15 protein-coding genes are annotated in these 14,547 nt (G+C 63.4%); 2 read left to right on the top strand and 13 right to left on the bottom strand.

Translation table 11 applies throughout. The annotated features are described in order from the left end of the window. Positions 1–132 precede the first annotated feature (132 nt). The 11 genes from BV071_RS04835 to BV071_RS32515 form a co-directional block, all read right to left on the bottom strand. Positions 133–1,548 (bottom strand): hypothetical protein, encoded by a 1,416-nt coding sequence (locus BV071_RS04835; RefSeq protein WP_035602915.1) that lies wholly within the window; start codon positions 1,546–1,548, stop codon positions 133–135. After that, positions 1,545–2,870 (bottom strand): hypothetical protein, encoded by a 1,326-nt coding sequence (locus tag BV071_RS04830; protein ID WP_035602913.1) that lies wholly within the window; start codon positions 2,868–2,870, stop codon positions 1,545–1,547. Before BV071_RS04830 ends, BV071_RS04835 begins: the two co-directional genes overlap by 4 nt. 46 nt (positions 2,871–2,916) lie before the next feature. After that, complete coding sequence (locus BV071_RS04825; protein ID WP_035602911.1) at positions 2,917–4,494, bottom strand: hypothetical protein; 1,578 nt, start codon at positions 4,492–4,494, stop codon at positions 2,917–2,919. Beyond that, positions 4,491–5,519, bottom strand: coding sequence for a prenyltransferase/squalene oxidase repeat-containing protein (locus BV071_RS04820; RefSeq protein ID WP_265594080.1), 1,029 nt, complete (start codon positions 5,517–5,519; stop codon positions 4,491–4,493). Before BV071_RS04820 ends, BV071_RS04825 begins: the two co-directional genes overlap by 4 nt. Beyond that, on the bottom strand, positions 5,519–6,169 hold the full coding sequence (locus tag BV071_RS04815; protein ID WP_035602906.1) for a hypothetical protein: 651 nt from the start codon (positions 6,167–6,169) through the stop codon (positions 5,519–5,521). Before BV071_RS04815 ends, BV071_RS04820 begins: the two co-directional genes overlap by 1 nt. Further along, positions 6,166–8,817 carry a hypothetical protein gene (locus tag BV071_RS04810; RefSeq protein ID WP_035602904.1) on the bottom strand — a complete coding sequence of 884 codons (2,652 nt, stop codon included), beginning with the start codon at positions 8,815–8,817 and terminating at the stop codon, positions 6,166–6,168. The genes BV071_RS04815 and BV071_RS04810 overlap by 4 nt, the downstream gene beginning before the upstream one ends. A 121-nt stretch (positions 8,818–8,938) precedes the next feature. Then, positions 8,939–9,550, bottom strand: a complete 612-nt coding sequence (locus BV071_RS04805) for an MBL fold metallo-hydrolase (protein WP_035602901.1) — start codon at positions 9,548–9,550, stop codon at positions 8,939–8,941. 60 nt (positions 9,551–9,610) lie between these two features. Next, positions 9,611–9,883, bottom strand: a complete 273-nt coding sequence (locus BV071_RS04800; protein WP_035602899.1) for a hypothetical protein — start codon at positions 9,881–9,883, stop codon at positions 9,611–9,613. Between the two features lie 89 nt (positions 9,884–9,972). Then, entirely contained in the window at positions 9,973–10,374 is a 402-nt protein-coding gene (locus BV071_RS04795; RefSeq protein ID WP_035602897.1) for a hypothetical protein, read from the bottom strand. Positions 10,375–10,509: 135 nt separating this feature from the next. Then, entirely contained in the window at positions 10,510–11,187 is a 678-nt protein-coding gene (locus tag BV071_RS04790; RefSeq protein ID WP_035602895.1) for a hypothetical protein, read from the bottom strand. A gap of 70 nt (positions 11,188–11,257) precedes the next feature. Continuing rightward, entirely contained in the window at positions 11,258–11,911 is a 654-nt protein-coding gene (locus BV071_RS32515; protein WP_265594079.1) for a DUF6304 family protein, read from the bottom strand. Positions 11,912–12,154: 243 nt separating this feature from the next. On the opposite strand from BV071_RS32515, the gene BV071_RS04780 reads away from it, so the two are divergent. Continuing rightward, positions 12,155–12,937 carry a hypothetical protein gene (locus BV071_RS04780; protein ID WP_052572904.1) on the top strand — a complete coding sequence of 261 codons (783 nt, stop codon included), beginning with the start codon at positions 12,155–12,157 and terminating at the stop codon, positions 12,935–12,937. Positions 12,938–12,957: 20 nt separating this feature from the next. Here the strand turns inward: BV071_RS04780 and BV071_RS04775 are convergent, their stop codons facing one another. Beyond that, the gene (locus BV071_RS04775) at positions 12,958–13,416 is read right to left on the bottom strand and encodes a hypothetical protein (RefSeq protein WP_035602889.1); all 459 of its coding nucleotides are present in this window, start codon (positions 13,414–13,416) and stop codon (positions 12,958–12,960) included. A gap of 224 nt (positions 13,417–13,640) precedes the next feature. Next, positions 13,641–14,165, bottom strand: a complete 525-nt coding sequence (locus BV071_RS35170) for a hypothetical protein (RefSeq protein ID WP_265594078.1) — start codon at positions 14,163–14,165, stop codon at positions 13,641–13,643. On the opposite strand from BV071_RS35170, the gene BV071_RS04765 reads away from it, so the two are divergent. Then, positions 14,164–14,523: an arsenate reductase family protein gene (locus tag BV071_RS04765; RefSeq protein ID WP_265594077.1), complete on the top strand. Its 360-nt coding sequence runs from the start codon at positions 14,164–14,166 to the stop codon at positions 14,521–14,523. The two genes, BV071_RS35170 and BV071_RS04765, sit on opposite strands and share 2 nt — an antisense overlap. The last annotated feature ends 24 nt before the right edge of the window (positions 14,524–14,547 follow it).

Genomic DNA, 14,547 nt, shown 5'->3' with positions numbered 1-14,547 from the left:
GCCTCCGCGCTCCCAGTGGGTAGGCATACGGCGGACCGCCTTATGTTAGTACCATTCTGAGCCGTCCCGTCGGGACGAAGAAGACTCCACGGAATCGGCCTTAATCAGCAGCCATGCATAGACGCTCCCTATTTACCTCTCGCTGGAAGTCCGGAGGGCTTCCAGATCAGGATCGTAGAGATTGAACTCAATCCGGCTGAATGCCTTCGCATCGAAATCCACCTGCCCGAGCGGCTGTGAGAAGCCCTTGAGCCGGTCGCCGTTGGCACTCTCCAGGCGGAAGGTCACATGACTCCCATCCGTGAACCAGGCGCGGATGTCACCATTGTAGCGCTTCGGCTTCTCGTAGAGGCCGAGTGTGAAATCATCCCGTTCCTTCTTGGTGCGGAGCGGGAAGGAGCGAAGCCGCGAGACCGGCAGGTTCATCTCACCATACTTGGTCTGGAGCTTCACCTTTCCATTTTCGATGCCCAGCATCTTGCCTTCCACGTGGTCGCTGTTGCGCAGGCGGATGCGGTTCGGATCGGGATCCGGTTCGGCCTTCTTCTCCTGCGGTTCGTCTTCCTCGTCCAGGAATCCGCCGCCGCCACCGTCTTCGCGCTCGGCTTTGCCCTGGATGACGCCGTCCCAAGAACTCACCTCGATGCGCGAGAACTTCAGCGGCGAGGAGTCTGCAGCATCGAAATGGATGCCGCCGCCCATGCGGCCGCCCTGGGGATCCGGGTCGAGCCAGTCGACGGCGACGCGGCCATTGATCTGAAGCTGGATGACGCCGGTCTTGCGATCGACCAGCAGGTCGAAGCGGACTTTCTCGCGGCTGAGGAATTCCGGGATCGGCTGCGGGGTCCCAATCGGCTGGAAAATGCTTGGTGCCGAACGCTTCTTCTTCAGCTCCACATAGCGGCCGCTGACGACGCTGAGAATGTAACAATTCTCCGGCTCCTTGGCCTCTGCGTTGTCGCTGTAGAAGAGGAAGCGGAAGCGCGGGTTTGAGCGCCAAGCGACGTCGAAGGCAAAGTGAGCTTTTGCCGGGAGTTCGATCTTGCGAGAGATGGCACCGGCGGACTTCGAGCGCAGGACTCCGTCCTCATAGGCCCAGCCGTCCTTCTTCTCCAAGGACCACCCTTCGAGGCCGGTCGGGCCGGTGTAGAGGATGTCCGGACGGTCCTCGATCTCGAGGGTGTCCACCATCGTGCGGCGCAGCTTCAACTCCGCGCCATACCAAGTGCGTAGCGAGATTTCGCTGTCCGTCACCCCGGTCAGCTCGCCGCGCAGGGTGTCGCCGTTGCTGAGGGTGGCGTTGGCGATGTGGTCGCCGGTGAATTTACCACCCTCCGCGGGCAGATTGATCTCCAGGACGTGGTCCAGCTTGAGGGGTGCCGGCTTGCTGAAGAAGTCGGCATCAATGATGGCGCGGTCGCTGCCGATCTCCATCAGGGTACCCTTGAAGACACTGCCATCGGTGCAGCGCACCTCCGCTTGCGGAGCGGCGGCGGCGCTGCCCGCGAGGGTCAGCAGGGAAATCCAAAGACGTCGCTGCGTGTTCATTCTTCGTCCTCCTCTCCATCCCCGGGTTTGTTGCCGGGGTCCTCTTCATCTTCCTTGGTCAGGGCCTTGCGTTCCAAGCGGGCGATCGCGTCGCGCCGGATCTCCAGCTTGCCGAGCAGTGGATGCTCCGCCAGCAGGGACTCGCCGGAAAAGCTGCATGATGAGACGGCCAGGAAGCCGCGGCCACGCAGCCCGAGCATCCACGGGAGCTGCGGCGGGGCAGGGGCATTGGCGGCCTTCGCAAAGAAGAGGGTCGAAACGTTGGCGACTGGCATCTCCACCGGATCCGGATAGTGAGGGCTCTGGAACAGGATCACCGGTCCCTCCTTGCCTTCCTTCATGCCGAGGATGGTCCCGGCCCCGCGATCCGAGGAGCGCGTGATCATCACGTCGCGCGTGTCATCGCCGCGGTTCTCGGTACGGTGGCGGTCGGAACTGGCGTCCCACTCGCGGACCTCGATGTTGTCGATCACCATCTGGTCGTCGCCGCCGATCTTGCTGAGGAACATCACGCCCTTGCCGGTGGGCGAGACCTTGAGCGGATCGGAGAACTTGCCCTCGAATTCGCCGTTGATGTAGAGGTGCACGAGCGCGAGCTTGCGGTCCACGCGGAGCTCTACCTCGACCTTCGAGTCCGGAAACTCGGAAGGATCGCGGCGGATGCTGTTCATGTCCTTGTAAGGATAGCTGTCGCCGCTCTGTTGGCGCTTGAGCTGGAAACTCTGCGAGCCATCGTAGGAGAAGAGGTAGCGGTCGGCCTTGCCCGTGGTCTCCAGCAGGTCGTCGGCAAAGAAGACCTGGAGATTCGGCATGGTTTTCCAAGCGACGGTGAAGCGCAGCGCGAAGGAGCCGGGTGTCTCAAAGCTGCGGGCGATGCTGCCGCCGCCCTCGGCGATGAAGCGCTTCGAGTCGTAGCGCCAGCCGCTGCGCATGGTCCAGCCGCTGTCGTTCTCCGGTCCGCGGTAGAGGACTTTGCGCGGCCGCACCCCGAGCTGGATGGTATTCACGCGGTCGCGAGCGATGTCGAGATCGCCGGCGAAGGCGGTGTGGATCTTCACCGTTTGGTCGGCGATGCCCTGGAGTTCGCAGGGGAATTGGTCGCCATTGGACAAGACCATCATCGCGTCGCTTTCGTCGCTGGCACCCTTGGCTTGGGCGAAGAGGACGCGTTGGATGCTGTCGGCCTTGAGCTGGAAGGGTTCGAAGGAGAGGGGGCTGGCCAGCGAGATCCGGCCGTCATCCGCCATCGCGGTGACGGTCCCGGCCAGGCGCGATCCCTCGGTCAGGATCACCTCGTCCGCCAGGGCGGCGGCCGGGATCAAGCAGGCGGCAAGGATGGATGCCAGTCTTTGCACGGGAGTAGAGCAGTCAGAGATCGTCTTCCCATTCGTCGAGGAAGCCACCGGCGGATTGGAATTCGAGGACAATGGCAGGGGCCAGGTCGATGTCCATCTTTCCAGCGAGCTTCGACTCAAGCTGGATGCGTCCTTGCGTCGAGGAAAGGGGAGTTCCGCTGATGCGGCCCACCGGTTGCATGTGGACGGTGATCTCCGATTTGTTAGACGACTCCGACTCGGCCGGGCTGTCGATCTTGCGGCGACCGCTGCGGGCGAAGTGCATCTCCGCCACTTCATCCATCGGGATCTTGAGGGTGGCGTACTTGGCGGCGATCTCGACATTCCCCTCGTGGATCGCGTGGATCCGGCCTGAGAAGCGGTCGGTGCCATTGGTGAGCAGCACGATGTCCTGCTGCTCGCTCTCCATGCTGCGGGCGGAATCGGTCAGGCCGTTCCACTCCGCGACGACGATGTCGGAAACGCGGACCTGGGTATCGGAGGAGCGGAGCTGGGCTGAGCCGCCTTGGACAATAAAGCCGATGCCGCCGCCCGGTGCCTTGTAGGAGGGACCAGCCTTTGGATCCGGCGCTTCACCTTCCTCCGCGGTGTACCATTGCACGGCGAACTCGCCATTGATGTAGACCGAGATGCTGCCTTCCTTGCGGTCGCAGCGGATCTCGAAGAGGGCTTCGCCGGTATCAGGCATCCGCACGGTGGTGGTAGGGACCCGCACGCGCTCGACTTCCGGGTTGCCATCGGCGTCGAAGCCGGTGCGCTGGAGGTGGATGTAGCCGGAGTTGATATTGAGCACGTAGGAGGTGCCGAAGAGGCGCGCAAAGTTCGGCATCACTCCGATCGGCGGCCGGTCTTCATCCGCGCCTTCGGCCTTCTTCTTGTCCTTGGGGCCGGCTGGCTGGAGATCGGCATGGAGGGCGACCGCAATGCTCGGACGCGAGCGCCAGCCGAGCTTGAAGCGCAGCAGTGCTCGATCCGGCATGCCGGCATCGTAGGTCAGCGCGTCACCACCGGCACGCGAGTACCAGGCGGCACCGGAATGGGTCCATGCCGGCTTGTTCTCGTCGCCCGTTTTCTTGGGGGCCACAGCAGGAGCGGGATTGTCGCCGGCGAAGGCATCGACACCTGCGGGCGGCTTGTCCGCGGGGACGATCTTCCAGCCCTTGTCATCGAAGGGGCCGGCGTAGAGCAGGCGACCGCCGAAGGGATTCGGGGCGATGGTGGCGAGGGTATCGCGCGGCAGGGTCAGGACCCCGGCGGAGCTGGACTCGAGGGTCACTTCGTGTTCGTCCGCGGCGACGATCTTGCCGGGGATGCGGTCGCCATTCACCAGCGTAACGTGGCAGGGGTCGGTGATCGGGGAGATCGCGCGCGCGTTGCGCAGCACGATCTGGCGGACCTTCTCGCGCTGGAGTTCGATCGGTGCGGCGATGTCCGGGCGCTCCCAGGTAATCTTGCCGCTGGAACTGAAGCCGCCGAAGTGGCCCTCCAACTGGTCGCCGTTGGTGAAGCGGAGATGGTCCTTCGCGGCAGGCTCATCTCCCGCAAACAGCGGCGCAGTGAGCAGAGTGGCAATGACCAATGGGCGGATCATTTCTCGTAGATGGGCAGGAAGCGGTAGTTCAGGGCAAGCGAGAGCAGCGAGCCCGCGGTATTGAAGGACTGGCCCTTGTTGCCGGGCCACGAGCCATCGCGGGACTGCGAGACGGAAAGGTAGCGGATGTTGCGCGAGTTCCACTCGTTCCAAGTGTCCATGTCGGCGTGAAAGAGCGCCTGGGACATGTAATATTCGAAGTAATACGGGTAGTGGCGGTCGCGGAAGGAAAGCTGGTTCTTCAGATACTCGACCGAGGATTGGTAGCCCTTGCCGTCCTTCTCCTTGGCCAGCGAGAGGCAGAGCACGCCGATGGCGGTGAGGGTCGGCTTGCCGCCGCCCGCGGAGGTGTAGCCATAGGCACCGTCGCTGCCACGGCACTTGGCCATGTACTCGAGGCCCTTCTTGAGTGCGTCATCCGGGACCGGCAGCCCGGCGTTGCGGGAGGCGAAGAGCGCCACGAGCTGGCAACCGGAGACCGTGGTGTCGGCATCCGTGCTGTCGGGAGTGTAGCGCCAGGCGTTGGACTTGTTGCGCTTCTGCGCGCTCAGGATCAGCTCCACGCACTTCTTGAGCGCGGGTGCGATCTTCGGATTGTCCACCGCACCGTAGGCCTCCGCCAGCGCGAGCGTGGAGAAGCCGTGGTTGTACATGCTGTTGCCGATGTAACCGTTGGTGGCGTTCTGTTGCGAGATCAGGTAGTCGATCCCCTTGGTGATCTGGGCGGCATACATGCCGTGGTTCGGGTCCTCGCCGTGGGCCAGGAAGGCGACCACGCAGAGGCCGACGACGCCGGGCTCACTGCCCATGCTGTCGTTCCAGTAGCCCTGCGCGTTCTGGTTCTTCGCCAGGTAGGCGAGGCCGCGGTCATACATGGTGTCGACCTGCGCGGGCACCGGGTCGTCCGGACGGCGGGGGAGGTCTTGGGCAGAAGCGGCGGAAAGCAGGGAGCTGAGAGCGGTGAGACCGAGGAATGCGGTATTCCACAAGCCTCGCGCTGCCCGGAGTTGGAAAATTCTCATCATTACTTCGCGAGCTTCTCGGCTCCCCGGTTAAAGGCATCGAGCGCTTCCTGGAATTCGCGCGGCAGCGATTCTCCGGCGGTGCCGGAAGCCTTGGGCACGCGGCGTTCCTCCTGCTTGCCGCTGCCAGTGCCGCCACCGTTGGCGCCATTCTTGCTGTCGGAGAGGCCGGTCTTGCCTTCGCCACCCTGATCGCCGGCTTGCTGGCCCTGCTGCTGCTGGCCCGGTTTGTCGCCGTCCGGATCCATGCCCATCATCCGCTGGAGCATGTCCATCATCGCGCTGCCGGGCTCCTGGCCCTCTTGCGGTTGCTGGCCTTGCTGCTGCTGCTTGCTCTTCTGCTTTTCCTTGGCGGCCTCGAAGATCTTTTCGATCACGTCGGTCTCCGCGGCGATCGTCACGCCACCCGTGTCGAAGTCGATGAGCATGCCGGAGGCATCGTCCATCGCCTCGTTCACACCGGTGAGCAGTTCGATGACCTTCGGTTGGGTCTGCTCGATGATGAGCTGCTGAACGTCCGCCGCGAGCTCGTCCTGGGTTTCCGCGAGTTTGCGCGAGCCCTCCTGGTGGGTGGCGATCTTGCCGGCGAGGTCTTGCTCCTCCGCGGCGCACACAAGGGCGCTGGCGATGAATAGAAGGGTGGCCGTCTTCATGGCTTGGGATTGCTGGGGTGGTCCTCGTAGGAACGGCGCAGGGTCTCCAAGGCGCGGGTGCGCGCGCGGATGTCCTGCTCCTGCTGGATCATCTTCATGACCCGCAGCATGAATTCGAAATCTTCGTCCTGGTCGCCGGCGGCCGAGCCTGCGCCGCCACCGCCGCCGCCCTGTTGCTGCTCGCCTTCGAGCATCTTGGCCCACTCCTTGAGCTTCTCAGCCCAGTGGTCCGAGACGCCACGGGAGACCGCGCCGTGGTTCTGCTCCAGTTCACCGCGCAGGTCTTCCAGCGCGAGGTCGATCCGCGACTCGGTCATCGCGTCGAGGATCTTGCGGTAGGCCTCCTTGTTGGTGCGGGTGAAGAAGTGGTTCAGGTCCTCCTGGATCCAGCGCACGTCGGAAGTCGTGTTGGCCTGCTGGCGGATCGTCTCGGCCAGTTTGGTCTCATCCGCGGGATCGATCTCGTCACGGGCCAGGCCACCGGTGCGCTCGATCGCTTCCCAGACGCTGGAGCCGATGCCATCTTGTTCGGAGGCGGCCTTCTTGAGGCGGTTCACGAAGGTGCTGGCCTCGAAGCGCTGGTTGGCGTCGTTCGCCTTGTCCACTGCCTGCTGCATCTTCTCAAGCGCTTGCTTCTGCTTCTCCACCGCGTCCTTCATGTCCTCCTGGGACTTCTCGTCGGTGTTCCGCTGGTCCTGCGCATCGCCGAGCTTCTCCTCGACCTTGGGCAGGTCATCCTTGGAGAGCTCCTTCATCGATTGCATGGCCTCCGCCATCTTCTTGAGTGTCTCCTTGTCGATCGAGTCGTTGCGGGCGCTGTTTTTGAAGAGCTGCTCCATCTTCTCGGACAGCTCTTTCATGCGGTCCGCCTGCTGCCGTTCGGCATCCTTCTGCGCTTCCAGACGCTTGGAGTTCTCCTCCTTCTTGCGCTCCTCCGGGCTCAGTCGCTCCAAGCGCTGGTTTTCCTCGAAGAGATTGCGCTCGCGGCGGGCAAGGTCTTCCAGCTCACTGATCGCACGGTCGAACTGCGTCTTGAGCATCTGCGCGTGCTCATCCTTGGTCAGTACGAAGAGCGTGACTGGCTCGGAGTAGGCGCGCGGGCGACCGGGCAAGTAGTCCTCCGCCCATGCCCGCAGAGTCAGCTTCTGCGGCTGGATGCCGTAGGCGGCGGGGGAGAAGGCGGCATTCGAGCTGAGCCGGGTCATGTCCGGGGCACCGGCGGCCAGGTCAAGTTCACCGCTGGCGGGCGTCTCATCGGTGGCACGGGTGAATTCGCCGCGCCACTCGATCCCGACCTTGCGGATCCCGAAGTCATCCTGCGACACCGCTTCGAAATCGACGGTCTCCTCCGGCAGGATCACGTGCTGGCGGGGGATACCCTGGATGTAAACGCCGGGCGCTTCGTCCGGCAGGGAATCGACGCGGACCTTGAAGCCGGACTCACCCTGGAGGCCGAGCACATCGGTCCACTGGATGGGCAGGGAAAAGCCCTGTTCGCCGATCAAAAGGCCCGGGGTCCGGGCGGTCGTGGCCCGGGTTTCCATGGGCCCCTCGACTGGGGCATCATTGGCGTGGGTCTCCATGGTGCCCTCGCCGCCGGTGTGGGCGTCAGTCGCGATCAGCGGACCGAAACGGGCGCTGGCGAGTTCGCGGGTGGCATCCACGGTGACCTGCACCTTGCTGCCCTGCACGGCGGAGAGCACTCCGGCACCGAGGTCCACTTCGCGGTCCGGCAGTTGGAGGTATTCCGGATGATGGATCACCCCGAAGACGCGGCGGATCGCCGGGCGCAGGGTGGGTGTGACGCGGATCGAGTGCTTGGCATCGCCAACCACTACCTTGAGCATGGCGGGGTCTTGCTGTGCCGGAAAATCGAAGCGGTAGGAGGAATCCTCCAGATTGGCACTCACCGGATCCTGGCGGCCGTAACAGGCTTGGCCGGACTCCGGACGCCACTCGCTGTCCTTGGCCAGCTTGAGGGTGATGGAGAAGGCCTCGCCCTGCGGGATCGGTAGCTCGGCTGGCACATTCTCCAGCATGGTGAAGGTGTAGCGCGGCGATTCGGAAAGGGGCATCAGCCAGCGCTTGAGCGAACTCAGGCCGGCCTTCGGGGCAAAGACCAAGGCGGCCCCGGCGGTGAGGAACACAACCAGCACGGCCAGCGACCAGGATTTCTGGCGCGAGGCGGGCAGGGCGCCATCGAGCTTCCGCTTCTCTGCTTCCGCGGCCACCCGCTCCATGGCGGCGGCGCGCAGGCGTGGGGAGAGGGTATCGGCATTTTCGACCTGACCTTGCAGCTCGACCACGCCGAGCAGGCGATCACCCAGTCCGGGGTAGCGGCGGGCGATCAGGCGGGCGAGTTGGCTCTCCCGGCGGTGTTTCCAGACCCAGCGGTGCAGCCACATCGGCGCGAAGACCGCCATCAGCGAGGTGCCGGCCAGCAGGATGATCAGCCGCAGGATTCCGGGCGTCTGCCATACGCGGTCCAAGGCGAAGACCAGCAGGAAGGAGAATAGCAGGCCGAAGAAACCGGCCAGAATCGCTTCTGCGATCTTGGCACGCCAGAGCCGACGGCGGAACTCGGTCAACTGCTGGCGCAGCGAATCGGGGATCGGCACTTCGACCGGCGTTTTGGGGTCTTCAGCCATGAGGTTTGTCCTTAAACGTCGGTTGTTCCATCCGCTTTACCAAACTCGCAGGGCCGTGGCTGGATTTCCAGCGGATTTCTCGCGCGGCAGCCAGCTTCACCGCGAATTCATTGTACCGCCTTCAATCCCCGACGTACGGGTTTTCAGCACGTTCCGCGCCGATCGTGGTCACCGGACCGTGACCGGGGAAAACGCGGGTGCTTTCCGGGAGGACGAAGAGCTTGGCGCGGATCCCATCCACCAGCTGGGCCATGTTCCCGCCCGGCAGGTCGGCGCGGCCGATCGAGCCCTCGAAAAGGGTGTCCCCGCCGAAGAGTTCGCCGCTTTCCGGGCGATAAAATGTCACGCTGTCCGGGGAATGGCCGGGGACGTGGGCCAATTCCAGACGCAAGCCGCCGATTTCCAAGGAGTCACGGCCCTCGAGAAGCTCGTCCACCGCGTATTCCGTGACTTGAATCGGCATGCCCCAGTTCCGGACCATGGATTCGAGGGTCAGATCCTGCGAATAGGGGGACCAGGCGTAGATCCGGACCCCCATGCCGGCCACGGCAGCGGCGTCCTCGACGTGGTCGTAGTGCTGGTGGGTCAGGAGCAGGGCCTGCGGGCGGACATTCCGCTCGGCCAGCCATTGCGAGATGCCCATCGGGGCGTCGATCAGCACATGGCCGCCGTCCGGGGTTTCGATCAGGTAGCCATTGGTCTGGACGAAACCACCGGTGAAGCAATCAGGCATGCGCGGATGAAGCGCGGGGCGGGGCAGGGTGTCAAATGCCGGGGCGGGGAGTGGAATCCTTCATTCCTCCGCCCATCGCTCGTCGTAGGCTACATCGCAATAGCCGCAATCGACGACCCTGCTATCCTCGATCAGCACGCCGAGGCCGTGCTCGTCTTCCCATGTGCATGCGCCCGCGAGTCCGATCAGGCCATCCTCCCGCAAGTAGATGGCGGTGATGCGGGCGCGGTCATCCATGAGCTGCGGTCCGCCCGGTGCGGGGTAGAGGATGGGATCGTTGAAGTGCTGGAACTGGGGATACATTTCCTCGTAGCGCTTGCAGAGGGCTTCCAAGACCCGCGGTCGGATCTCGGGCCACCCGGCGAGGAAGCGGTCCAGCCGGGCTTCCGCCTTGCTGTCCCATTCCGTGTCCTGGGGGCATACTACACGCAGCGCCTGGAGGTCGTGGTTGTAGCACTCGAAGTCATCTTCCGCATAGACCGGGAGTGTGGGGGCGCGAGCTTCAGATCTTCCATGCCGGCGAAGAAGCCTGACACCACGTCACCGAGTCCGGCGAATTCCGGGGGCAGTTGCTTGATGGCCTCCTTCTGCTTGCTGATCATGTCGGCCATCACGGCATTGAGGTCCGGCATTTGCGGCTCCGCGCCCTTGGCTTGGTCCGTGGCGGAGCTGGTGGCGTTCTTGCCTTGAGGGCCGAATTGCGCCTCGAAGGATTCGCGCTCCAAGGCACCCATCCGCGCGCCGAAGTTCTGGAAAGAGGGGATCTTGAGGTTTACCTCGGTCTCGTAGTCGTCTTTTTCGATGGAGAGGAGTTCCTTGGTCATGCGGTGCGGGATGTTAGATTATCTTCCCGAGTTCACGCAAGGTATGCGTGGGGAGGCTGGCGAATGAAGTGTATTCAAGAAGGGGCGCGCTCCGCATTTGGCGATAGCCCTCGTTCTTCCAGCCCGCGGCATTCGTCATTCTTCTTTCTCCTTCACCGTGAGCTCCGCCGTTTTGATCTCGCCCTTCCAGTTGGTCATGCCGTCGCTACCGTCGTGATTGATGGTGCGATTGAAGACGGCCTTGAAGTGGCCGGTGAGTTTCAGGGGAAAGCTCCAAGTAGGCCGGGCTGGGAACTCTCGGTCGGTGGTGGAGCCGGGCTTGTAGGGCGGCGCTGGAGCGGGACCGTGATACGCAAGATAGAGGGATTCGGTGTGCGAGCGCATCACGTTTCCTGCGGTGTCCGACAATGCCAAGGTGCAGGGGCAGGGGAACTCCTTGCCGGGCTCGATGGTGAAGCAGGTCGGGGAATTCGCCCACCAATTCATGATCGCATTGCTGAATTCCAGCTCCTGGCCTGCCGCGGTCTTGGCGGTGAAGCTCCATTGCTTGCTGCCCCAGCTATTCCAGCGTTCGCAAAGTTGGATGGCTTCCTTCTCGGAGCGATTCGTCAGCACGAATTCGAGTCCGATGGTGGAGGACTTCGAGTCGAAGCGGACTTTCTCCAAGCGGGCTTCGAGCTTGTCTGCGGCGACTACCGGGAGCTTGGAAGTCATCGCCGGGCGCTGGGGCTCTTTCGGTGTCTCTTGGGCTTGGATTGCCGGCAGGGTGAGCGCGAGTGCAAGAGCCGTGAGGAGACGAGGGCTGGGTTTCATGGATGCGCTTCCACCGCTAGCATCTCCCCTCCAAATCTTAAAGCGGCAATCGATGGCGCTGGTGGGTGAGTTAGAGGAAATCGGTCAAGCCACGGTAGCCCCGGTCTTTCGGCCTGGACTCGAAGGAGGGGCAGTAGTGGGTTTCCTGGACGGATTCGGTTGAGCGGTGCCAGATGGCGAAAATGTCCAGCTTGCTGCGGACTTCGCGATAGGCCTCCGCGGCGTCACGGAAGCAGGCCAGGTCACCAAACATCCTGTGACCGTAGGGACTGTAATCGCTGAGGCCGCAGGTGATGCAGGCTTGGATGCTGAAGCCTGCGGGCAGTTGCGCGACCAGTTGGAGCAGTTCCCCCTCGAACCAGCCGGAGCTTCCGTTGGAGACCAGTTGGAACTCGGGCTCGGTGAGCTTCATGCGGATGACTTCTTGGTCGAGTCCGCCGGGTTCGTTAGGGGTTCCCAAGATGATCTCTGCATGGAGACGGGTATGGCGAAGTCCTTCCGGCGTCAGCAGGCGCAAGGGGATCTCGACTTGAAAGCTGCAACTGCACAGACAATCGTGGAGGAGATCGAATCCGTCGGTGGAGGTGAGCGGCGAGAGGTTATCGAAGTCGGTGCCTTCAAATGTCACGCCACGAATGAGCGTGCCCAGTGAGGTGCCAGCGGATTGAAATTCGATGCGCTCCTCGCCGCGCTGGTCACGAAAGATGGCGGGGAAGATAGTCACCACGGCCGAGTATGTCGGAAGGCGGGGAAGATAGAACGAAGAATCTCGCGTATTGAAGAAGGTAGGTGTCGGCTTGCCACTTCCAAAGCCTTGAAGAGGCGGCAGGGCGAGAGCCCAAGGTGAAATCTTGAGCATCCCGCTCATGCGGTCGCGGATCGGCAAGTTGGGGTGTTGTCTCCGTCGATCCCGTTTTACCGCCGTCATCTTCTTTTCTGATTCTCCAAGGGGCGGTGGCATTGCAGCATGGCTTCCACGATGATGTCCCGGAAGCGCGCTTGGTGGATGCTTGGGTCGCTCGCGGTCCTGCTGGGGGCGCGGGGGATCGAGCTGAGTCACGGGCAAGACACGGCAGGCTTAGCATCCGTGAAGATGCCGCAGCGGCTGGCACATGAATTGCCCGACTCTTGCCGCCAGGTGCTGCTGGTGCTGACGGCGGAGGAGAAGGCTCCTGCCGGCAAGCTGTGGCTGATGGAGCGGAAGAGTGGAGGAGAGGCTGCTTGGCAAACGGTGAAGGGCCCAATCCCGGTGGCGGTGGGGCGCAATGGGCTGGCTTGGGGAATCGGCGAGCATCGCGGCGAGCCACCAGCTGGTTTCCGGATCAAGAAGGAGGGCGATGGCTGCGCGCCGGCGGGAGTATTCCGCATTCCTTTCGCCTTCGGCTATGCTCCTGCAGCTGGAGACTTGCGGCTGAGTTACCGGCCGCTCACGGCGGATTGCTTTGGCGTCGATGACGGGCAATCGAAGTTCTACAACCAAGTGGTGGACTCCACCACGGTGAGCCGCGATTGGAAGAGCGCGGAGACGATGGTCAGGGAGGAGGGCCTGTATCGCCGCGGGGCCTTCGTGGCGCACAACCCTAACAATATGGCCGGTTCCGGGTCCTGCATCTTCCTGCACATCTGGAAGGGCGCGGGGGTGCCGACTTCCGGCTGCACGGCGATGGCCGAGGATCAACTGGGCGAAGTCCTGCGCTGGCTGGATACGAAGAAGGAACCACGATTGGTGCAGGGAGTAGAGGGCTGGTAAGGAGATGGACGGACGGTGGCTCAGGCGAGATGCACGGCTTCGCCTTCTTGCAAGTTCCCAGTCTGCCACTTCCGCCGCCACCACCATGGCAGCATCAGTGCGATCGCCGTAGCTCCACTCACCAGCAGCCAATATGGCAAGCGGAGACCCGGGGTGAGAGAGGTGCCTCGTTCGGAGCGGGGACCGGTCGCGAAGGTCCACATTCCACCGCCGCCCCAGTAATTTGAGGAGAAGAGTTCGATGCTTTGGACGCCCACGCTGCCTGGTGACACGCCGTTCAGGTAAGCTGAGTCGGGCCATACCATGCGGATCTCGCCGTTGCGGTGCATCAGCACCACGGACCGGCTCCCCGTGCACCTCCAGAATGCCGTGCGCTGATACTTCACGGAATCCGTCCACGCCCACAGCAGCGATAGGATTGCGAAGATTCCCGCGCTCAGCCACAGGATCTGCCACTGGGTATAGGGATTCTTCTTCATCGTGGAGAGAGGTCTTTCCGGAATCGTCGCATCCGACCCGCAATGTGGGTGGGACTGGATGCACCCCATATGCGACAGGCTGCAACGCGCGGATTCAATGCTGAAATTGATCCATCCCCTCCATGAAGCTCAGGCTCCATGGAGGATCCACAAACGCCCAACTCCGACGCGCTGTGAAAGCGCTCGGGCACAAGATAGCTCTCGGGCGAGAATCCGACTTTTCCTTACATCACCTCGCTCACGAAGAGCTCCGGATCCTCCGAGCTCTCGCCCATGCGCATGCCTAGCAGGGTCCGGTAGAGCGCGCTGGAAGGGGTGAGCAGGGTGACCTCGCGGTCCTCCCATTCCACCGTCAGGCCGCCGCCGCCGGGGACGAGCAGGTACCAGGCGCTTTCGCCGTCGATATCGACCTCCACCAGGGCACCGGCGGCGATCTCATCTTCCACGCCGAATTCCGGGAGCGTGAGCTGCTCGAAGATCTCCGCATCGCGCGCCATGTCCTCCACCTGGCGGGCCTGCCCGGCGGCCAGGTAGGAGGCTTCCAGACTGCGGGTGTCGTACTTGCTTTCCGCCTTGCTGCCGGGATCGGTGGCCGCGGCGTGGGCCTCGCGGGCGGCGCGGCTCAGGCGGTCCAAGCGGCTGCGGATCTCCGTCTGCACCGTTTCCAGCAATCGCTGCTTCGCATTCATCATCGGATCGGGCGGCGAGCCTTGCGCGGCGGGGCGGGGGAGGCAAGATCCCTTCATCATGCTCACCGTTTACGCCTACAAGGGCTGCGATACCTGCCAGAAGGCCCTCAAGTGGCTCAAGAACCGCGGCGTGCCCCACGAGGTGAAGGCCATCCGCGAGACTCCGCCGACTGCGGAGGAGATCCTGATGGCCGTGAATGCCTTCAAGGGCGAACTCCGCCCGCTCTTCAACACCGCCGGCGGCGACTACCGCGAACTCGGCCTGAAGGACAAGCTCTCCGCCATGAGCACCCGCGAGGCCGTGGAGCTGCTCACCGGCAATGGCAACCTGGTCAAGCGCCCCTTCGTCATCGGCGATGGTGTGGTCCTCGCCGGCTTCAAGGAAGCCGAGTGGGAGGCGAAGCTGGGAGGGAAATGACGAAGGAGAGGTAGGCGCGCTGGT

Source organism: Haloferula sp. BvORR071, from assembly GCF_000739615.1.
GTDB lineage: Bacteria > Verrucomicrobiota > Verrucomicrobiia > Verrucomicrobiales > Akkermansiaceae > Haloferula.
The sequence above is the reverse complement of the archived record's forward strand: the minus strand, read 5'-3'. Positions and strand labels throughout refer to the sequence as shown.